This is a genomic window from Pseudomonas sp. 11/12A, assembly GCF_000800055.1.
In the GTDB taxonomy this organism is placed as follows: Bacteria; Pseudomonadota; Gammaproteobacteria; order Pseudomonadales; family Pseudomonadaceae; genus Aquipseudomonas; species Aquipseudomonas mohnii.
The window spans coordinates 3,384,247-3,404,819 of the sequence record NZ_JUGV01000001.1; the positions used below are offsets into that span (position 1 = coordinate 3,384,247).

20 protein-coding genes are annotated in these 20,573 nt (G+C 59.9%); 8 read left to right on the forward strand and 12 right to left on the reverse strand.

The window, feature by feature from the left end; all coding sequences use genetic code 11:
* Positions 1-9: 9 nt before the first annotated feature.
* Together rssC and rssB are read right to left on the reverse strand one after the other, a co-directional pair.
* Positions 10-492 carry an anti-sigma factor antagonist RssC gene (gene rssC, locus GQ39_RS15580; RefSeq protein WP_047531307.1) on the reverse strand — a complete coding sequence of 161 codons (483 nt, stop codon included), beginning with the start codon at positions 490-492 and terminating at the stop codon, positions 10-12.
* Positions 492-1,673: a two-component system response regulator RssB gene (rssB, locus tag GQ39_RS15585; RefSeq protein WP_047531309.1), complete on the reverse strand. Its 1,182-nt coding sequence runs from the start codon at positions 1,671-1,673 to the stop codon at positions 492-494. The genes rssC and rssB overlap by 1 nt, the downstream gene beginning before the upstream one ends.
* A gap of 275 nt (positions 1,674-1,948) precedes the next feature.
* Between rssB and GQ39_RS15590 the strand changes: the two genes are divergently transcribed.
* On the forward strand, positions 1,949-2,248 hold the full coding sequence (locus GQ39_RS15590; protein ID WP_047531311.1) for a PilZ domain-containing protein: 300 nt from the start codon (positions 1,949-1,951) through the stop codon (positions 2,246-2,248).
* A gap of 64 nt (positions 2,249-2,312) precedes the next feature.
* On the opposite strand, the gene GQ39_RS15595 is transcribed toward GQ39_RS15590, so the two are convergent.
* Positions 2,313-3,002: an MlaA family lipoprotein gene (locus GQ39_RS15595; RefSeq protein WP_047531313.1), complete on the reverse strand. Its 690-nt coding sequence runs from the start codon at positions 3,000-3,002 to the stop codon at positions 2,313-2,315.
* Positions 3,003-3,203: 201 nt separating this feature from the next.
* Here GQ39_RS15595 and GQ39_RS15600 point away from each other — a divergent pair, with 201 nt between their 5' ends.
* Positions 3,204-3,824 (forward strand): hypothetical protein, encoded by a 621-nt coding sequence (locus GQ39_RS15600; protein ID WP_047531315.1) that lies wholly within the window; start codon positions 3,204-3,206, stop codon positions 3,822-3,824.
* Between the two features lie 109 nt (positions 3,825-3,933).
* Positions 3,934-4,197, forward strand: a complete 264-nt coding sequence (locus tag GQ39_RS15605; protein WP_047531318.1) for a DUF4404 family protein — start codon at positions 3,934-3,936, stop codon at positions 4,195-4,197.
* A gap of 46 nt (positions 4,198-4,243) precedes the next feature.
* Here GQ39_RS15605 and queF read toward each other — a convergent pair whose 3' ends face one another.
* Together queF and copI are read right to left on the reverse strand one after the other, a co-directional pair.
* Positions 4,244-5,074 carry an NADPH-dependent 7-cyano-7-deazaguanine reductase QueF gene (queF, locus tag GQ39_RS15610; RefSeq protein ID WP_047531320.1) on the reverse strand — a complete coding sequence of 277 codons (831 nt, stop codon included), beginning with the start codon at positions 5,072-5,074 and terminating at the stop codon, positions 4,244-4,246.
* A 61-nt stretch (positions 5,075-5,135) separates the two neighbouring features.
* Positions 5,136-5,672: a copper-resistant cuproprotein CopI gene (copI, locus tag GQ39_RS15615; RefSeq protein WP_047531321.1), complete on the reverse strand. Its 537-nt coding sequence runs from the start codon at positions 5,670-5,672 to the stop codon at positions 5,136-5,138.
* Between the two features lie 155 nt (positions 5,673-5,827).
* On the opposite strand from copI, the gene GQ39_RS15620 reads away from it, so the two are divergent.
* A complete protein-coding gene (locus GQ39_RS15620; protein WP_047531323.1) occupies positions 5,828-6,508 on the forward strand; it encodes a heavy metal response regulator transcription factor in 681 nt (226 codons plus the stop codon).
* The gene (locus tag GQ39_RS15625) at positions 6,508-7,857 is read left to right on the forward strand and encodes a heavy metal sensor histidine kinase (RefSeq protein ID WP_047531325.1); all 1,350 of its coding nucleotides are present in this window, start codon (positions 6,508-6,510) and stop codon (positions 7,855-7,857) included. The genes GQ39_RS15620 and GQ39_RS15625 overlap by 1 nt, the downstream gene beginning before the upstream one ends.
* A 104-nt stretch (positions 7,858-7,961) precedes the next feature.
* On the opposite strand, the gene GQ39_RS15630 is transcribed toward GQ39_RS15625, so the two are convergent.
* The 3 genes from GQ39_RS15630 to GQ39_RS15640 all read right to left on the reverse strand — a co-directional run bounded on the left by GQ39_RS15630 (position 7,962) and on the right by GQ39_RS15640 (position 11,214).
* Positions 7,962-9,206 carry a lipoprotein-releasing ABC transporter permease subunit gene (locus GQ39_RS15630; protein ID WP_047531327.1) on the reverse strand — a complete coding sequence of 415 codons (1,245 nt, stop codon included), beginning with the start codon at positions 9,204-9,206 and terminating at the stop codon, positions 7,962-7,964.
* A 66-nt stretch (positions 9,207-9,272) separates the two neighbouring features.
* Positions 9,273-9,956 (reverse strand): lipoprotein-releasing ABC transporter ATP-binding protein LolD, encoded by a 684-nt coding sequence (gene lolD, locus GQ39_RS15635; RefSeq protein ID WP_167361784.1) that lies wholly within the window; start codon positions 9,954-9,956, stop codon positions 9,273-9,275.
* 7 nt (positions 9,957-9,963) lie between these two features.
* Positions 9,964-11,214, reverse strand: a complete 1,251-nt coding sequence (locus tag GQ39_RS15640; RefSeq protein ID WP_047531331.1) for a lipoprotein-releasing ABC transporter permease subunit — start codon at positions 11,212-11,214, stop codon at positions 9,964-9,966.
* Between the two features lie 94 nt (positions 11,215-11,308).
* Here GQ39_RS15640 and GQ39_RS15645 point away from each other — a divergent pair, with 94 nt between their 5' ends.
* Entirely contained in the window at positions 11,309-11,890 is a 582-nt protein-coding gene (locus tag GQ39_RS15645) for a PilZ domain-containing protein (protein WP_047531332.1), read from the forward strand.
* A 14-nt stretch (positions 11,891-11,904) separates the two neighbouring features.
* Positions 11,905-12,627: a glycerophosphodiester phosphodiesterase gene (locus GQ39_RS15650; protein ID WP_047531334.1), complete on the forward strand. Its 723-nt coding sequence runs from the start codon at positions 11,905-11,907 to the stop codon at positions 12,625-12,627.
* Between the two features lie 42 nt (positions 12,628-12,669).
* Here GQ39_RS15650 and sthA read toward each other — a convergent pair whose 3' ends face one another.
* Both sthA and GQ39_RS15660 read right to left on the reverse strand, forming a co-directional pair.
* Positions 12,670-14,064 (reverse strand): Si-specific NAD(P)(+) transhydrogenase, encoded by a 1,395-nt coding sequence (gene sthA, locus GQ39_RS15655; protein WP_047531336.1) that lies wholly within the window; start codon positions 14,062-14,064, stop codon positions 12,670-12,672.
* Positions 14,065-14,271: 207 nt separating this feature from the next.
* Positions 14,272-15,297, reverse strand: a complete 1,026-nt coding sequence (locus GQ39_RS15660; protein ID WP_047531338.1) for an FAD:protein FMN transferase — start codon at positions 15,295-15,297, stop codon at positions 14,272-14,274.
* A 275-nt stretch (positions 15,298-15,572) separates the two neighbouring features.
* Between GQ39_RS15660 and GQ39_RS15665 the strand changes: the two genes are divergently transcribed.
* Positions 15,573-16,871: an MFS transporter gene (locus tag GQ39_RS15665; RefSeq protein WP_047531340.1), complete on the forward strand. Its 1,299-nt coding sequence runs from the start codon at positions 15,573-15,575 to the stop codon at positions 16,869-16,871.
* Positions 16,872-16,973: 102 nt separating this feature from the next.
* Here the strand turns inward: GQ39_RS15665 and GQ39_RS15670 are convergent, their stop codons facing one another.
* Positions 16,974-18,413: an efflux transporter outer membrane subunit gene (locus tag GQ39_RS15670; RefSeq protein ID WP_047531342.1), complete on the reverse strand. Its 1,440-nt coding sequence runs from the start codon at positions 18,411-18,413 to the stop codon at positions 16,974-16,976.
* A gap of 9 nt (positions 18,414-18,422) precedes the next feature.
* Positions 18,423-20,573: a glycosyltransferase family 2 protein gene (locus GQ39_RS15675; RefSeq protein ID WP_047531344.1), complete on the reverse strand. Its 2,151-nt coding sequence runs from the start codon at positions 20,571-20,573 to the stop codon at positions 18,423-18,425.

Consider the following 20,573-nt stretch of genomic DNA (forward strand, 5'->3'; position numbering starts at 1 on the left):
CTCAGGGGATCAATGCCGCTCCAACGCATTCACCAGATCATGGAACGCTTCGCGATTATGGTCGTTCAGCCCCATGAGGATCTTGTGCGCTTCCAGCACCTTGATTCGCACCACTTCTTCCGACTGGTCCTGATCAGGCAGGTCGTCCAGGCATTCCGGGCACGGCACGGGCTTGTCAACGATGTTGAACACTTGCTCGAAGCCCATGGACTGCAGCAGCCGGGTGATGTCTTCGTGGGTGGTGACGACGGTCGGCAGCAGACCGACCTTTTGCCGCGAGAGAATCGACAGCTTGGCCAGAAGGCCAAGGGTGGTGCTGTCGATGCTGCGGGTTTCAGTCAGGTCGATCACGATGGTGTTGAAATTCAACGCCGTGAAGATCCGATCAATAGTCGCATCCAACGCCGAACACAGGGTCAGGCGAACTTCACCGACGAACTTGAGGACGAAGGTGCCGTCCTGCTCGGCGAACTGGATTCTACCGGTACTCATTAAAGATTCCTGCTCAACACCAACAGGGCGATATCATCCGGCATCTCCCCTAGCGTGGCCAATCCAAAAACCTGCCGCAGACCATCCAGGCTGCCGCCCGCCGCCTTGACCCGTTGGGGCAATGCAGCTTCTTTTTCTTTGAGTGTGGGTTCTGGCAAAAGGTCCAGAATGCCATCGGACATCAGCGTCAGGCTGAAGGTCGGTGGCAGTTCCAGCACGTGGTCTTCGTAGGTGGCTTCGTTGAAGAGGCCCACCGGCAGGCCACGCCCTTCCAGATAACGAACACTGTCGGGTGTGTACAACACTGGCAACGGCAAATGACCACCGATGCTATAGGTCAACAAACCTGTCTCCTCGTCGATGACTCCACCGACCATTGTGACGTGTTTACCCAGCTTACAACTGATCAGGCCCCGGTTGATATGACCAAGAACCTCTGAAGGCTTGAATTCCGGCAATGTACCGCTGCGCTTGGACTCGAACAGCAGGCGCGTGGTCATGAACTTCAACAGCACGGTGACGAAGGCTGAAGAGGCGCCATGCCCGGAAACGTCCGCCAGGTAGAACGCCACCCGGCGCTCGTCGACGCGGAAATAGTCGACGAAATCACCCGACAGGTACAGCGACGGGATGATCTGGTGAGCAAACTTGAACTCGTCGATGGTCCAGGGGCTGACCGGCAGCATGTTCATCTGCACCTGGCGACCGGCGTTCTGGTCTTCCTGGAGCAGGTTCAGACTGGCGGCGAGCTCACGGTTGGCCTTCTCCAGCTTCTCGCGGTAGCGCTGGTTTTCCAGCAGCAGGCGCGCACGATCCAGGGCCCGACGCACAGAGTGCTCGAGCACGGCCAGATCTTCGAGAGGCTTGATCAGGTAATCCGCTGCGCCCAGGCGCAACGCTTCGACCGCGTCGTTCATCACACCGGCGCCCGACACCACGATCACCGGCGTTTGCGGCGACAGCTCGGTCACCTGGCGGATGAGTTCGAGCCCGCCCATCTGCGGCATGCGCAGATCGCAGATCACCAAGTCGGGCTTGTCTTGCTCGAATACCTGAAGGCCCTGCTGGCCATTGCTGGCCTGCAAGACGCTGAAACCACTGTCTTCCAAATAGGCGGCGAGACTCGCGCGCACTACCTCGTCATCATCGATTATCAGCAGCGTGGCACTGGTTTTTGGCATGTGGGCAAACGGCGCCAGAATTAGGTTGGCGTAGCGGCTCGGGTTTTGGCCCGGCTCAAACTACTGGATTCGCTTTCTAGCCTCTCTGTCGCACTGTTTTCGAGCATTTGCCCTACACGCATGTACACCAGAGGTGCCCTTCTAAGGCGCAGACGGTACTCCCATCCGCGAGGCGTTTCAAGCTCACGCCGATGGTCGCTTGAGGTCTACACTTGTCAAATCACCGAGAGTTATAAGAACCGTCAAAACCGTAACCCAATGGAAGGATCAAACCCATGAGCCAAACCCGTCGAGACTATAGCGAAAAGCGCGATTACATCCGCATGCGGGTCGATGCCGATGTGTCACTGATTCATGAGGGGGATGAGGTGCCAGCCGTCTGTATCGACCTTTCCAGCAGTGGCATGCAGCTTCAGGCGCAGCGCTCGTTCAGGGTCGGTGACCGGCTACTTGTACGCATCGAATCCGAGCATCAAGCGTTGAAAGGGCTCGAAGCCGACACCGAGGTGGTGTGGGTGAACGAACCGGAAGACGGCAATCAGAAACTCGGTCTTACAATATTGAGAATGAAATAACGTCGCTCCAGACGAAAAAAAAGCGGCCCGATGACGGCCGCTTTTTTGTTTTATCGGTCAGGATTTAAAAATCGTCTTCGACCTGACCGTCCTTGACCTTGAATTCGCGGTTCTGCAAGTACGCGTTACGGATGAAGGTGTACTTGTCGCCAGTGATCAATTTCTCGCTCGACAGCAGGTTGGCGCGGGTGTCAGTGACATCCAGGACGAAGAACGAGTTACGCACCGGCACGTCATTCACATAGCGGTAAGCGCCAGTGTAGGTGTCGACGAATTTCGAGGGCGCGTCACGCACGGTGCTCGGGCCGAAGAACGGCAGCATCACATAAGGACCACTGCCCACGCCCCAATAACCAAGCGTCTGGCCGAAGTCTTCATCATTGCGATGCAAGCCCATCTTGGTGCCGACATCGATGAAACCCAACAGGCCGAAGGTGGTGTTGAAAATCAGGCGTGCAGTATCGACACCGGCGGCGGCTGGCTTGGCTTGCAACAGGTCGTTGGCCAGGTTGCGCACATCACCGATGTTCTGGAAGAAGTTATGAATGCCGTCTTCGACAAACTGCGGCGTCACGTACTGATAGCCCTGGGCCAAAGGCTTCAGCGCATAGGTGTCGAGTACGTCGTTGAACTTGTAGATCGGGCGGTTGATGCTTTCCCAAGGATCATCTTCCGACGCTGCCTGGGCAACGAACGGAACCAGCAACGCGCTGGCGCACACACAAAGCTGAGCTAGATGATTGCTCCAGCGCATAGAAAAACTCCTTGGATTGTACTGACACGGACGCATTGGCCCGGCGGAAAGACCATCAGTATAAGACGGAAAGACTGCTTTAGGCATCATCAGGCCACTGGCGCCGCAGATGATTCTGCATCGATTGCGAGCCATTCACACCCATGTCACTCAACTGTCACCGTCGTCGCTTAGCCTTGAGGCTATTTCAGGGACGTTGACATGCCGCACGCTGAAACCTCACCTCAACCTGCGCCGCGCCTGACCGCCGTGCTGTTCGGCCTCAGTGGCTGCCTGGTGGATTTCGGCGCCCGTACGCGCCTGAACGGTGGCCACGCGGCCGAGCACGCCGAGGCCACGCCCGGCGCCCTGAAGAGTCTGCGCAGCTTGCAGCATCAACAGATTCCCTGCGCCTGGCTCGACGAACTGCCCTCCTCCCTCAGCCTTCCGTTGGCCGCCGCCCTGCCGGAATGGATCAAACCTTCGCAACACCTCGAAACAATCAATCCTTGGCCGGCGCCGCACGCCTGCTGGCAAGCGTTGATGGCGCTGAACGTCGAGAAGCTGGATGGCTGCGTGCTGGTCAGCGGCGAACCGCGCTTGCTGCAAGCCGGGCTCAATGCCGGCCTGTGGACGATCGGCCTGGCGTCCTGCGGCTCGCTTTGCGGGATGTCGCCCATCGAATGGCAGGCGCTGTCGCCTCAAGAGCGCGATCTGAAACGCGGTAAGGCAACGATGCAACTTTTCGCCCTGGGCGTGCATTCGGTGATCGATCACCTGGATGAGCTCGACACCTGCCTGGCCGATATCAGCCTGCGCCGGCTCAAAGGCGAAAAGCCCTGATCGAGATCATGCAGGTTAGGCGGGAGTGGATTAATCTAAAGGTCAGCCATAGACCTTTGGCGCGCCATCGCGGTCTATGCCAATGCCAATCGATAAAAGGAAGAACGCAATGCCTGCCCGCGAACTGCAAGAACAGCTCAATGCCCTGCGCGAGCAATTGGAACAGAATCCTCCGCTGACAGAAGCCGAGCGCGCAGACCTGCACACGCTGATGCAACAGATCTCGCTTGAACTTGAACTCGAAACCAAGACCAAGGATGTCAACCTCGCCGATGGCGTCAATCTGGCGGTGGAACGCTTCGAACTCGAACACCCGACCCTGGCCGGCACCCTGCGCAACATCGCGCAAGCCTTGGGCAACATGGGGATCTGAAAAAGAACCTTGCAGGAGCGAGCTTGCTCGCTCCTGGATTAGATCGTCATTGACGGACCAGACGATGGTTCGGCAACTGCACCTCTTCAGTACTGCGATACGGGTTGATATCCAGTCCGCCACGACGAACGTAACGCGCATAAACCGTCAACTTCTCCGGCTTCAGCAAGCGCTGCAGGTCAAGGAAGATGCGCTCCACGCACTGTTCGTGGAAATCCGAGTGCTGACGGAAGCTGACGATGTATTCCAGCAAGCTCGCATGATCCAGCGCCGCGCCACGGTATTCCACCGCCACGCTACCCCAGTCAGGCTGACGGGTGACCGGACAGTTGGACTTGAGCAGATGGCTGTGCACGCTCTCCTCCACAATGCGGCTTTCATCGCACCGCAGCAGTTCCGGACGTGGATGCTCGTAGTTGCTGACACTGATATCCAGCTCATCGATGCACACACCCGGCAACGCCACGACGCCTTGGGCCTCGACATCTTTCAGGCTGCGAATACGCACGCCGACCGGTTTGCCGGCGGCAGCGGACAGGTCTTTGACCAGCGTCGCTTCGAGGCTCGCAGTGTCGGCGAACGGTGTCTGGTTCAGGGAGTTGAGGTACAGCTTGAACGACTTCGACTCAATGATGTTCGGCGAATCCGCCGGAATGCTGAACTCACCGATGGCCACCACCGGCTTGCCCGACGGCAACAGCCACGACAATTCAAAGCAGTTCCAGAAGTCCACGCCCTTGTACGGCAGGGTTTCAGCCGTCAGGCCCAGCTCGGCCCACTTCGCAGTACGCGGAATCGGGAACAGCAAGGACGGCGTGTAAGTGGCGATGTATTCGCTGGATTTGCCCAGCGGCGAGTGTTCGGCTGCGGGATGCATGGCGGAAACCTGACTGAAGAATCAGCGGATTCTACCAGCCTTTGTTCCCGCCTTTGAGTGCTTACTGACTGACTGTCAATTTACCTACCATGCCGGCCTGGTAATGACCGGGGACGTTGCAGGCAAATTCCAGGTTGGCGGCTTTGCTGAAGGTCCATGTCAGTTCGGCGGTTTTACCCGGTTCTACCAGCACACTGTTGGGGTCGTCGTGCTTCATGGCATGCCCTTGAGATGAGTGATCCATCCCGGCCATCGACCCGTGATCCATGTTCATCATGCCTGTAGACGTCATCATGCCGCTTTGCTGCATCTGCAACATTTCCTGCTGGTGTCTGGCATGCATCGCCGCGTCACCGAGGTTGAACTCGTGCAGCAATTGACCTTTATTCACCAGGACAAAGCGAATGGTCTCCCCGGCCTTGATATCGATGGCCTTGGGGGTGAACGACATGTCGCCCATCACCACCTCGACGCTGCGGGTCGCCTTGGACGCGGGTGCCGGTTGGCCGAAGTCGTAGGTACTCGCTGGCGCGGCCCAGACCGGTGAGCTCAGTGCCAACACACAAGCGGCCAATGCCAAAGATTTGCGCAAAAACATGGTCGTACTCCAACAAGATAAGGTTCAGCCTGTGGAAAACTCTAGACTGCTACCGCTGCCCGCAACCTGACAGCCAGATTACAACTTTGTCAGCTTGGCCTGCCCCGTTGCCGCCCACGGTATAAAGCTGTCGTTCCATTTAGCCCGAGTCGCCCATGAAACTGCTGATCGTCGAAGACCAACCAAAAACCGGCCAGTACTTGCGCCAGGGCCTGAGCGAGGCCGGCTTCAACACCGAACTGGTGGCCGATGGCAGCACCGGCCAGCAATTGGCGTTGAGCGGCGACTACGCGCTGCTGATTCTCGATGTGATGCTGCCAGGTCGCGATGGCTGGCAGATTCTGCAGGCCGTGCGCAGTGCCGGCCTGGACACGCCGGTTCTGTTTCTGACGGCGCGGGATGCCGTGGAAGACCGGGTTCACGGCCTCGAACTCGGCGCCGACGACTACCTGGTCAAGCCTTTCGCCTTTTCCGAGTTGCTCGCCCGGGTTCGCAGCCTGTTGCGTCGTGGCAGCGCGACGCCCCAGGAAACCAGCCTGCAACTGGCCGACCTGCGCCTGGACCTGATCCGCCGTCGGGTCGAACGCGGCGGCCAGCGCATCGACCTGACCGCCAAGGAATTCGCCTTGCTGGAAATGCTCCTGCGCCGCCAGGGCGAAGTGCTGCCCAAATCGCTGATCGCCTCCCAGGTCTGGGACATGAATTTCGACAGCGACACCAACGTCATCGAAGTCGCGATCCGCCGCCTGCGCCTGAAAATCGACGATGAATTCCCCAACAAACTGATCCACACCGTACGCGGCATGGGTTACGTACTCGAAGAGCGTCCAGCCTGATGCCACGACTTTCACTGAGCAGTCGCCTGGCACTGCTTTTCGCGGCGTGCACGGCGGTGGTGTCGTTGTTCGCCGGGGTGCTGTTCAGCCGCGCCAGCGAGGCGCACTTCGTTGAGCTTGATCAGCAGTTGCTCGACAGCAAGCTGATCGGCGTACGGCGAGCGCTGCATGACATTCAGTCGCGGGACAGTGAAGTCAAACTGGCCGATGAATTAAGCCCCCAGGCCGATCTCTCATTGCGCATCACCGGCAGCGACGGAAGGCGCTGGTATGACAGTTCCGCAAGCCTGCCGGACCTGCTGCCGCAAAAACCGGGCTTATCGACCATCAACGACCATGGAACCGACTACCGCGTCCTGAATGCACCTTTGTTTGACGACAAACCCGACTCACCGCAATTGACCCTGCTGCTGGACATCACCCATCACCAACACTTCCTGCAACGCATGCAGCATTTGATCTGGATGACGGTCGGCCTGTCGGCCCTGGCCACCGCCCTGCTCGGCGCCTGGGCGGCACGCAGCGGGTTGCGGCCACTACGACGCATGAGCACGATCGCCAGCGGTGTTTCAGCGCATTCGCTCAACGCACGCCTGCCGGAAGAGAGCATGCCGTCGGAGCTGGCGGAAATGGCCCACAGCTTCAACGAAATGCTCGGAAGACTCGACGACGCCTTTCAACGGCTTTCGGCGTTCTCCGCCGACATCGCCCATGAACTGCGCACACCGCTGTCGAACCTGCTGACCCACACCCAAGTCACCCTCACCCGCCCTCGCCCCATCGAGGACTACCGCGAAGCGCTGCACAGCAACCTCGAAGAACTGCAATGGATGGCGCAATTGGTCAACGACATGTTGTACCTGGCGAAAGCCGACCATGGATTGTTGATGCCCAAACGCGAAGCGCTGGATCTGGCGGCAGAGGCGGATGTGTTACTGGAATTTTTCGCACCGCTGGCCGAGGACGTTCGGGTGACGCTGAACCGCGAAGGTCACGGGCACATGATGGGTGATCGGAACATGTTGCGACGGGCGCTTTCCAATTTACTGGACAATGCGTTGCGGTTTACGCCCGCTGATGGCGAGGTACGGGTGAAGATAATCGATCAACCCAAAGGCCTGAGCCTGACAGTTGAAAACAGCGGTGACGGGATTTCAAAGGAATTGCTGCCGCGCCTGTTTGATCGCTTCTACCGCGTGGATCCTGCACGCCACGAAGGCAGCAGCGAGCATGCGGGACTGGGATTGGCGATCACCCAGTCGATTGTCAACGCCCACGGCGGGACGATTCATTGCGAATCGGAAAACGGCTGGACGCGGTTTGTGATTGAGTTGCCGAAGGAGGTATGAGGCTAGCAGGACCGGCCTCTTCGCTGGCAAGCCAGCTCCCACAGGTTTTTGCGCTGTCCACAACACTGTAGGAGCCGGCTTGCCGGCGAATGCGATTTCAGCGCTTACGAATAACGCAACGCATGAGCCGGCTCGATCTTCGCCGCACGCCACGCCGGGTAAACCGTTGCCAGGAAGCTCAACACGAACCCCGCCGAGCAGATCAACAACACATCCCCGCCCTGCAACTCGGACGGCAGGTTGCTGACGAAATACACGTCGGAACTGAAGATGTGTTGCCCGCTGACCCGCTCGATCCAACCCACCATTTCACTGACGTTCAGCGCCGCGATCACGCCAAGTACACCACCGATCAAGGTGCCGACAATCCCGATGACCGTGCCCTGCACCATGAAAATCGCCATGATCTGACGCGGCGTGGCGCCGATGGTGCGCAGGATCGCGATGTCCGCGCCCTTGTCGTTCACGACCATGATCAGGGTCGCGATGATGTTGAACGCCGCCACTGCGACGATCATCAGCAACAGCAGGCCGATCATGGTTTTTTCCATTTTCATCGCACTGAACAGGCTGCCCTGGGTGTGGGTCCAGTCGTCAGCCTTGTAGGCCGCCCCCAGACCGCTGGCGATATCGCTGGAAACCTGCGGCGCGGCGTACAGATCCTTCACCGCCAGGCGCACGCTCTGCACCTGATTCGGCGCCCAATGCTGCATTTGCGCGGCGTCGGCCATGTGGATCAGTGCCATCGTGCCGTCAAGTTCGGCACCCACCTTGAACACGCCGACCACGTTCAGACGCTGCATGCGCGGGGTGATACCGCCCGGCGCATTGCTGACCTCCGGCACGATCAGGGTGATCTTGTCGCCCACGTTCAAACGGAAGCGCCGTGCGGTGATTTCGCCGATCACCACGCCGAACTCACCTGGCTTCAACGCATCGAGGCGTCCCTGGACGATGTGCTTGGCGACGATCGACACCTGGCCTTCCAGCGCCGGATCAACGCCGCTGACCTGGATTGGCTGCATCGTGCCTTTATAGGACAGCATGCCTTCCATCTCGGTGAACGGCACGGCCGCCGTCACTTCGGGATTTTTCATCGCGGCGGCGGCTACCGGCTGCCAATCATCGATAGGGTTTACACCGACGATAGTGGCGTGCGGCACCATGCCGAGGATGCGAGAGCTCATTTCGCGCTGGAAGCCGTTCATCACCGACAGCACCACGATCATCGCCAGCACGCCCAGGGCGAGGCCGATCATCGAGGTCATCGAGATGAAGGAAACAAAGCGATTTCGGCGCTTGGCGCGGGTATAGCGCGTGCCGATAAAGATCGATAACGGTCTGAACATTCGCTGGGGCACCGTATAAAAATAAAAGACCCGACGTGATTTTCATCCCCGCCGGGTTTCAGCCAATCAGATAGGCGTCAGACAACCTTCCTGCAAATGCAGGACGCGATCCATCTGGCGGGCCAGGTTCATGTCGTGGGTCACCACCAGGAACGCCGTGCGCATCGAAGTGCTGAGTTCCAGCATCAAGTCCTGAATGCCCTGGGCGGTGTGGGAGTCGAGGTTGCCGGTCGGTTCGTCGAGCATGACCAGGCCTGGCTTGTTCACCAGGGCGCGGGCGATGGCGACACGCTGACGCTCACCACCGGACAGCTCGGCCGGCTTGTGCTCCAGGCGATGGCCCAGCCCAACACGCTCCAGCAGCGCCGTTGCACGCTGGCGCGCTTCCGGGATAGCGGTCTTGCCGATCAGCAGCGGCATGCAGACGTTTTCCAGCGCGGTGAATTCCGGCAGCAAGTGGTGGAACTGATAAACGAAACCCAATGACCGGTTGCGCAGCAGGCCGCGATTCTTCTCGCTGAGGGCCGACAGTTCCTCACCGTCGAGCCAGACGCTGCCTTTGGTCGGCGTGTCGAGGCCGCCCAACAGATTGAGCAAGGTACTTTTACCCGAACCCGAGGTGCCGACAATTGCCACGCGCTCACCCGGGTGCAACTCCAGTTGCAGGCCGGCCAACACTTGCACCGACTCCGGGCCTTCCTCGTAGGATTTGCCTAGGTTGCGGCAGCTCAAGATTGCTTTATCACTCATGCCCGACTCACTCATAACGTAGCGCCTCCGCAGGCTGGGTGCGCGCGGCACGCCAGGCTGGATACAGGGTGGCGAGGAAACTCAGGACCAACGCGGCGGCGCAGACCATCAACACATCCTGGCTCTGCACCTGCGACGGCAGGTAATCGATGAAATACACGTCGGCGTTGAGGAATTTGTGCCCGATCAGGCCTTCCAGCGCCGAGATCGCGGCGCTGACATTCAGCGCGGCGAAGATCCCGACCACGGCACCGATGGCCGTACCGACCACGCCAATGACCGTGCCTTGCACCATGAACGTGCGCATGATCGTGCCAGGCGTGGCACCGAGGGTACGCAGAATCGCGATGTCGCTCTTCTTGTCGTTCACCACCATCACCAGCGTGGAAATGATGTTGAACGCGGCCACGGCGACGATCAGCAGCAATAACAGGCCGATCATGGCTTTTTCCATGCGGATCGCCTGATACAGGTTGCCGTGGGTACGGGTCCAGTCGCGGGCGTAGTAACGATCTTCGCCGAGTTCGCGGGCGATGCTCCACGCGGTGCGCGGCGCCTGGAACAGGTCGTCGAACTTCAGGCGCAGGCCCTGGACCTGGTCCGGCTTCCAGCGATGCAACCGCGCCAGGTCCTGCAGGTTGGTGACGCCCAGGTAACCGTCGAGCTCACCGGCGCCGACATGGAAAATGCCGACCACGGTGAAACGCTTCATGCGCGGAAACATCCCGGCGGGGGTCACGGTGACTTCCGGCGCCACGAAGGTCAGCTTGTCGCCGATCGCCGCGCCAAGTTTGGCCGCCGCCTTGTCACCGATGACGATGCCGAACTCGCCCGGCACCAGGTCGTCGAGTTTGCCCTGCTGCATGAAGTTATCAATGATCGACACCTGGCGTTCTTGCGCCGGGTCGATGGCATTGAGCAGGACTTTCGAGACCTTGCCGTTGTTGGTCAGCAACCCCTGCATTTGCGTGAACGGCGCAACGGCCGTCACCTGCGGATTCTGCTTGACCTTGGTCGCAAGGCTTTGCCAATCGCTGATCGGCTCGCCGGACTCGATGGTCGCATGGGGCACCATGCCCAGCACGCGGGTGCGCATCTCATGATCGAAGCCGTTCATCACCGACAGCACCACGATCATCACGACCACGCCGAGGGCGAGTCCGATCATCGAGGTCAGGGAAATGAATGACACAAAATGATTGCGACGCTTTGCACGGGTATAACGCGTGCCGATAAATACGAAGAGAGGTCTGAACATGTCGGGGCTTGTTCGGAGGGAAAAGGAACGTCCTTGTGGCGGGGGTTGATAACCAGCTTTACACTCAGACCACCGCCGCTACCATGGGTTCGCCATGTCGACATTAGATGAAGAAGATCGCCGCGAATACTACCGTATCGAGGACACGATCGCACTGGAAATTCGGCCCCTGTCCGCTCCCGAAGCCGCAGGCCAGGAAGTGTTGCAGGATGCTTCCCCACTCTTCAACGTGCTCAGTGAACTGCACCTGAGCGAATTCGAGTCGCAGCACCTGTTGCGCCAGATCAGCGAGCGTGACCGCAACCTCGCGGCGTTCCTCAAGTCCCAGAACAAACGCATCGATTTGCTGAGCCAGGTGGTCGCCATCACCGTACTCGGGCAGATCGGTGAACCGCAGCCGGTGATCCTCTCCGAAGGCGGTATCGACTTCCAGCACCCCACGCCCATTGCCACCGGAGCACACCTGTCGGTCAAACTCGTGCTGATGCCGCAAGCCCTTGGCCTGTTGTTGCGCGCTCGCGTCACCCATTGTGACCGCAAGGGCGACAGCTACGCCGTCGGCACCGAGTTCGAACACCCGACCGACGCGCAGCGGCAACTGCTGGCCCGCTACATCTTGCAAAAGCAGGCCCAGGAACGACGCCTGGCCCGCGAACAAATCGAATCAGGCAATTAATTTAAGGAAGAACCGTGACCCTCATCTACGGCCATCGCGGCGCCAAGGGCGAAGCACCGGAAAACACCCTGACCAGCTTTCAGGAATGCCTCAAGCACGGCGTACGCCGTTGCGAACTGGACCTGCACCTGTCCATGGACGGCGAACTGATGGTCATCCACGACCCGACCCTCAAGCGCACCACCGACCGTCGCGGCAAGGTGGTCGAGCACACGGCGGCGGAGCTGGTGACCTACGACGCGCGCAAGGGCGGCCCGGGCTGGATCAAGCCATGCCCGATCCCGACCCTGGACTCGCTGTTCGAAGAATGCGATTTCGATCACTGGCAACTGGAAGTCAAAAGCGCTTCACGCACCCGCGCAGCAACCACCGTGCTGGCGATTCGTGAAATGGCGCAACGGCATGGCCTGATGGACAAGGTGACGATCACCTCCAGCTCGCGGGAAGTGCTGAAGGCTGCGCTGGACCTGGTGCCGGACGTGTCCCGCGGACTGGTCGCCGAGTACGCCTGGCTCGACCCGCTGAAGGTCGCGGCAAGCTATGGCTGCGGGATTCTGGCGCTGAACTGGACCCTGTGCACGCCGGAACGCCTGGAGAAGGCGCAGCGTCAGGGGTTGCATGTGTCGGTATGGACCGTCAACGAGCCTGCGCTGATGCGCAGACTCGCTGACTTCGGCGTTGACAGCCTGATTACAGACTTTCCCGGTTTGGCCATTGCCACGCTCGAGAATTGCTGAAATCGGTCTCCCCGGCCGGCTCAGGCCACCGGCCGGAGCCACTCAAAAAAGCCGGTTGAGGCCGTCGTACGCCGCTACCCGATAGGCTTCGGCCATGGTCGGGTAGTTGAACGTGGTGTTGACGAAATACTTCAGGGTATTTTGCTCGCCCGGCTGGCTCATGATCGCCTGACCGATGTGCACGATCTCCGACGCCTGATAACCGAAGCAATGCACGCCCAGCACTTCCAGGGTTTCGCGGTGGAACAGGATCTTCAGCATGCCTTGCGGCTCGCCGGCGATCTGCGCCCGCGCCATGCTCTTGAAGAACGCCTTGCCCACTTCGTACGGCACTTTGGCCTGCGTCAGCTCTTGCTCGTTCTTGCCGATCGAACTGATCTCCGGAATGGTGTAGATCCCGGTCGGTACGTCGTTGACGAAGCGCCAGCTGCCGTTGTCGACGATGCTGCCAGCGGCCGAACGGCCCTGGTCGTGGGCGGCACTGGCCAGGCTCGGCCAGCCGATCACGTCACCGGCGCCGTAAATGTTCGGCACGCAGGTGCGATAAGCCTCATCGACTTCGATCTGGCCGCGGCTGTTGACCTTGACGCCAATGTTTTCCATACCGAGTTGATCGGTGTTACCGGTACGGCCGTTGCACCAGAGCAAGGCGTCGGCCTTGATCTTCTTGCCGGACTTCAGATGCAGGATCACGCCGTTGTCCACACCTTCGACGCGGTCGTAGTCTTCGTTGTGGCGAACCGTGATGTTGTTGTTGCTGAAGTGGTAGCTCAACGCCTGGGAAATTTCCGAGTCGAGGAAGCTCAGCAACTGACCACGGTTGTCCACCAGCTCGACCAGTACACCCAGACCACTGAAAATCGATGCGTATTCGCAACCGATCACGCCGGCGCCGTAAACGATCAGTTTGCGCGGGGTGTGGCCGAGGCTGAGGATGGTGTCGCTATCGTAGATACGCGGGTGGTTGAAATCGATGTCCGCTGGACGATACGGACGCGAGCCGGTGGCGATGATGATGTGCTTGGCCACCAGTTTTTCGACCACGCCATTGGCGCAGACCACTTCGATGGTTTGCTCGTCGGCGAAGCTGCCGGTACCGAAGAACACGTCGACGCGGTTACGGGCGTAGTAGCCGGTGCGCGAGGCGACTTGTTTGGCGATGACTTTTTCGGCGCTTTTCAGCACGTCCGGGAACGAGAACCAGCGCGGTTCACCAATGGCCCGGAACATCGGGTTGGTGTTGAACTGCATGATCTGCCGGACCGAGTGACGCAGTGCCTTGGACGGGATGGTGCCCAAGTGAGTGCAGTTGCCGCCGACCTGGCGACGGCTATCGACCATCGCCACCTTGCGTCCCGCTTTGGCGGCGTTCATTGCCGCGCCTTCCCCCGCCGGGCCGGAACCCAACACCACCACGTCGTAGTTGTAGACAGCCATGCGTACTCCTCAGAACAGGCCGTGGCGCCATCGGCACCTGCGGCTAAATCACGCCAATCTGTGGCATGAAGGAACAATTTGGGGCCAGTGCAGAACCCGGACACAGTCTATAGAAGCGTCAACGCCGCGCACATTAACCCTTGGTCGCGTCGTAGGCTAGTTTTGCCTGCGCTACAACGTCAGTCTTCAGTGCTTGAAACGCCGTGATCATTCGGTTTTCCCACCCGTGACCCGTTCAAAAGCGTGACTGGTACGTGTGACGAAACCTGTATCGGCACGAATCACAAAAAATGCGCCGATATCGTGTTTTTCCGCGTAGTCCCAACCGCGCTCCGGGCCAAGAATCAACAACAGCGTCGATAAGCCATCGGCCATCAACGCTGAAGGATGAATGACCGTGACGGACGCCAGCGTGCTTGAGACCGGCGCACCGGTGCGGGCATCGAAGGTATGGGAATAGCGCCGCCCACCCTGCTCGAAATAATTTCGGTAGTCGCCGGAGGTGGACAAGCCGAAACCGTCGACGGCGACGATACGCTCAGCGACCTGTTGATCGTCGCGAGGCTCTTCCAGGGCGATGCGCCACGGCGAACCGTCAAGCTTCTTGCCCGCGGCCTTGAGTTCGCCAGTGGCTTCGGCCAGGTAGTCGTGAATGCCCAGCGCTTCGAGTCGTGCGGCAATCGTATCGACCGCGTAACCGGCGGCAATGCTGTTGAAGTCGACCTCGACTGCAGCGTCCTTGCACAGCTGATCGCCCTCGATGCGCAGGTGTTGATAACCGACTCGCTGCCGCGCCTGCGCCAACGCCTGTTCAGCCGGGACTTTTTCCTCGCGCCCCTGCGGGCCAAACCCCCAAAGGTTGAGCAGCGGTTCCACCGTCAGGTCGTAGGAGCCTTCGCTTTGTTCCGACAGTTGTTCACCCACGCGGATCAATTTGAGGATGGACGCAGGCATTTTCTGACAGCGATTGGCGGGCAGGTCATTGAAGCGCTCGATATCCGAATCGCTGCGGTAGGTCGACAGTTGCCGGTCGATGTCAGCGAGGATTTTTTCCACCTCGACACGAACATCTGCCGCCGCCGGGAGACCGGCACGGCGCACGTACTTGATCGAATACGTGCTGCCCATGGTCGGGCCGCCAAAGCTTTCCATGGAGTCACCGTTGCCGCAGGCGGACAACACGACGATCAGAGACACGAGACCAAACAGCCGCCCATTCAACAAACCCTGCATCCCCGACAGTCCATGGCACAACGCCAAGGCCATCGATTATGCGACAGGCCCCGACATTTTTGCGCTGCGTGCCCCGCTTAATTCGCTCCAGTGCGCCATTCGAACCGTGTAATGGCAAAAACGTTTAAGCAGCTAGCTAATTAATGGTTGCCTATCCATATCGCCACACATATTGTTACAAATATTCGCCGAAGGTGCGTTTCCTTTGAGCGACAGGAAGGGACGTATCTAGATCAAGGAATTCCAATAAGACAGCTAACAGCGAGTACGTTCAAATGTCCTCTAATACGGGCAAAGGCAAGGCGATTTTTCGCGTTGTCAGCGGCAACTTCCTCGAGATGTTCGACTTTATGGTCTATGGCTTCTACGCCACGGCCATCGCCAAAACCTTCTTTCCTGCCGATAGCGCTTTTGCGTCCCTGATGCTCTCGCTGGCCACTTTCGGGGCGGGCTTCCTGATGCGCCCGTTGGGGGCGATTTTCCTCGGTGCCTACATCGACCGCCACGGTCGTCGCAAGGGGCTGATCATCACCCTGGCCTTGATGGCCGCCGGCACGATATTGATCGCCTGCGTGCCGGGCTACGCGACCCTCGGTGTCGCCGCTCCGCTAATCGTGCTGTTCGGTCGACTGCTGCAAGGTTTCTCGGCGGGGGTGGAGCTTGGGGGCGTGTCGGTGTACCTGGCGGAAATTTCCACGCCGGGACGCAAAGGGTTCTTCGTCAGTTGGCAGTCCGCCAGCCAGCAAGCCGCGGTGGTATTCGCCGGGCTGCTGGGTGTTGGCTTGAACCATTGGCTCAGCCCGGAACAAATGGGTGATTGGGGCTGGCGCGTTCCGTTCCTGATCGGCTGCATGATCGTGCCGGTGATCTTCGTGATACGTCGTTCGCTGGAAGAAACACCGGAATTCCAGGCCCGCAAGCATCGTCCAACCCTGCGCGAAATTGTCCGTTCGATCAGTCAGAATTTCGGCATCGTCATCGCCGGCATGGCGCTGGTGGTGATGACCACGGTGTCGTTCTACCTGATCACCGCCTACACCCCGACCTTTGGCAAGGCCGAACTGCACTTGTCGGACATGGATGCCTTGCTGGTCACCGTGTGCATCGGCCTCTCGAATTTCTTCTGGCTGCCGGTGATGGGTTCAGTGTCAGACAAGATCGGACGTAAACCCCTACTGCTGGCGGCGACCATTCTGGCGATTCTCACCGCCTACCCGGCATTGTCGTGGCTGGTGGCGAACCCGAGCTTCAGCCATCTGCTGATCGTCGAACTCTGGCTGTCGTTCCTCTATGGCTCGTACAACGGCGCCATGGTGGTGGCCCTGACCGAGATCATGCCAGTGGAAGTTCGTACAACCGGCTTCTCCCTGGCCTACAGCCTGGCGACGGCGACCTTCGGCGGTTTTACCCCGGCGGCCTGTACTTACCTGATCCATGTGCTGGACAACAAAGCGGCACCGGGGATCTGGCTCAGCGCTGCGGCGATGCTGGGGTTGATCGCGACGCTGGTACTGTTCCGCGGCAACAAGCACGAACTGCGCACGGCACGCGCCTCAGTGGCTGGCGGCGCCTGACAGATCGCTATCGCGGGCAAGCCCTCCCCCACAGGATTTGTGAACACCACAAAACCTGTGGGCGAGCTTGCTCGCGAAGAGGCCTGACCAGACACCGAAGATTCACCGATCTGCCATCTTCAACGACTGACTCCACCCGCCTCCCAGCGCCTTGTACAACGTCACCTGATTGATCTCCCGAGCCAGTTCCAGCTGCGCCCACTTCTGCTGCGCATCAAACAACGAACGCTGGGCGTCCATAGTGGAGAAGTAGCTGTCCATACCTGCCTCGAAACGCAGGCGTGACTGCCGATAGGCTTCCTGGTAATCCCCCACCAGTTTTTTCTGGAACTCCACTTGCGTGAGCATCTCCTGCCGGGCATTCAAGGCATCGGCGGCTTCACGAAACGCGTTCTGCACCGTGGCCTCATACGCCGCAGCCTGACCGTCGAAGCGCGCATGACTGGCATCCACCTGTGCCCGTCGCCCACCGCCGTCGATCAAGGGCAACGAACCCGCCAGGGCTAACGACCAGAACTCGGCCGGCCCGCTGAGCAAACGGGAAAAGTCCCCGGTCAGACTGCCCAGTGCCGACGTCAGGGAAAAGGTCGGGAAGTACGCCGTGCGCGCCGCGCCGATATCCGCATTGGCTGCGCGTAACTGCGCCTCGGCCGACATGATGTCCGGCCGGCGCTCAACCAGCGCCGAGGGCAAGCCGGCCGGCACATCCAGTGTCGCCATCTGCTCACCCAGCGCCCCGGTGGGCAACAGCCCCACCGGTATCGGTTGTCCCACCAGCACCCGCAGCGCATTGGTGTTCTGCGCCACTTGCATGCGGTAAGTGTTGACCTGCACCGCCGCCGTATTGGTTTGCGCGTCGGCCTGGTGCACGTCGATCCGGGCACTGGAACCGAGGTTGTAGCTCTTGCGCAACAGTTGGCCGTAGCGGTCCTGGGATTGGTAGGTGCTCTGCGCAAGATCCAGCAAATGCTGATTGGCCTTGAGGCTCAACCAGGTGCTGGCGACTTCGCCGATCAGCGCCAGCCGTGCCGTTTGATAGTCCGCCTCGGACGCCTCGAAGCGTGCCCCCGCCGCATTGCGTTGACTGCGCAGGCGGCCGAAAAAGTCCAACTCGTAGGACGTAAAGCCCGCCGTGGCCTGAAACGTATTGGCGATACTGCCGGCCGTGGCGCCACCACCAGGCGTGCGCACCAAGGGCGGCAGCTTGCTGCGCCCGGCGTAAGTGTCGATGCCAATGGTAGGAAAAAGCCCCGACTCGGCACTGTCATAACCGGCCCGCGCTTCTTCGACACTGGCCGCGAACTGACGCAGGCTGCGGTTGTTGACCAGGGCCATTTCAATCAACTGACGCAGTCGGTCATCGACCACAAAACCGCGCCAGTCTTTGTCGAACGCCTGCTTGCCCTTGCAACACTCACCGGCGGTGTTCACCGGCCATTGCTGGTCGATGGGTGCATCGGGCTTCTCGTAGGTCGGTTCCAGCGAACAACCACCGAGCAGCAGCAAAGACATGAAGCAAGACGTGGATAAGCAACTGTTCATGGCGCGCACCTACAAGCGTTGGCCGAGCAAAGCTCGCAAGGGAGAAAGAAGCAGTGTCCACAGACTTGAGCGACTGACATTGAGGGACGGCAGAGACTGTTGACGCGAACGGACCCGGACCGGCCGCCAGCGTGCAGGCGAGACGTAAGACGGCGCCTTGACCGGTTTCGGCGCACGCGGCGCCAGTCGCTTCTCACCCAACAGGGAACGCTGCAGTAACGTGCCAAAGGCCTGCGCCGGCTCCGCCTTGCTGACGACGTTGATCGACGCATCACTGAACAACCGTGCGATCAACCGCCGCCGCAGCGCTTCGTCCAGGTCGGCAAACCTCAAGCCCAATCGGTCGTCGCCGTGATTGCGCATGACTTCCACGTCCAGCCAGCCAAGCTTGTCGACCCACACCTGACCACACAGCCCCGGCTTGATTGAGGACGCAAAGGCGCAGGTCAAGGACGTGCCACTGAGGGAGATGTCCACCAGGCGACCGGGCAGGACTTTGCCGCCGAAGCGAAACCCCGTGGCCTTATCGAATGGAAAACGTTCCTCGCCATGCAACCGTGGCCGGTCGACACAAGCCACCAGCGTGGCCAGGTTGTAGATCAGCGCGACCACCGTCCAGCAAAGATTGAACATCATGTTGCCGTCAAACGAAGCAGCGGTACTGATAGCGATGTAGGCACCGATCTGCGAAAACAGCGTCAAGGCAAAAAAGAACCCGAACAACTTCCAGTGCACCATCGTGCGTGAGCGATCAATCCCCTTGGCGGTGACTTTGAACGGCCGCCCGAACGGTCGGATCATGGCGCTGGCAATGGTCGCGGTGACGGCCAGCGAGGCAACGATCTGCGTGACCTCGGTGAAAATGGGCAAGGTGCGCCGGTCGGTGACCCAGGTGCCATACCCCCAGAAGGCAATCAGCGCCGGCATGCCGAAGGCCAGGAAGTCCACCGGGTTGGCGTAGAACCCGGCGATGCCGAAGTACCAGTAGAGCACCGGCGAAACCAGCATCATCAAAATGAACGGTTTGGAAAACCAGTGCATCAGGCCATGCACATAGTGCAACCGGTCGTTGAGCGTGTAGCCGCTGCCGCGCAGCGGGCCTTCCTTGAGCAGTGCCACCTGGATCGTGCCCAAGCACCAGCGCCCGCGCTGGTTGATGTACTCGGTCAGGCCTTCGGCGGATAAACCGATCGACAGACGCTCATTCAACCAACGGGTGACGTAGCCTTTTTGCAACAAGCGGTAGGTCGTGTAGATGTCTTCGCACACCGAACCGGTAGGAAAACCGCCGACTTCGGTAATCAAATCGCGCCGCACCACGAAGGACGTGCCGACACAAAACGCCGCATCCCAGCCATCCTTCGCCGGCTGAAACACATCGAAGAACACCCGCTGCTCATCCACCCAGCAGGCCGACGTGCCGAGGTTGTGCTGGATCGGATCGGGGTTGTAGTAAAACTGCGGCGTCTGCACCAGGCCGACCTTGGGGTCGTCGAACAACCCCAGCGTGCGCATCAGGATCGGTTGCTGCGGCGCGAAGTCGGCATCGAGCACCAGAATGTAAGGCGCATTGCTGGCGGCCGCCGACTGGCGCAAGCCGTTGTTCAGGTTGCCGGCCTTGGCGTGGGAATTGTCAGGGCGCCGCGCGTATTGCACGCCCACCTCGGCACAGTAATCGCGCAACCAGTCACGCCGGGTGTCGTCGAGCACCCAGATGGTGAAATTCGGGTAGTCGATCGCCTGGGCAGCGATGATGGTTTTTTCGAGAATATCGAGGCCTTCGTTGTAGGTGGCGATGAAGATATCCACCGCAGGCACCGCACTGCCTTGCGCACGCAGACGTCGCTCACCGGCATCGGCCTCTTTGCGGTGATCCGTGCGACAGAGCATCACGACGATGGAGAACAGGGTGTAACCAATCGCCAGCATCTCGAAAAACAGGAAGGCGTAGGCCCAGACCGTGGCGAATCCGGAGTGGCCGTCGGGCAACGTGTCGCGAATTCTCCAGGCCGCGTAGTTGACCAGCAATAATGCGGTGACAGCGCCGAAACCGGCCCGCGCGGCCCATTGATCACGGTGGGTCAGGCAGGTGAACAACACCACCGCCGCCAGCGTCCAGAAATTGATTTGCAGCAGTTGCAGCGAATCCAGTGCCTGCAT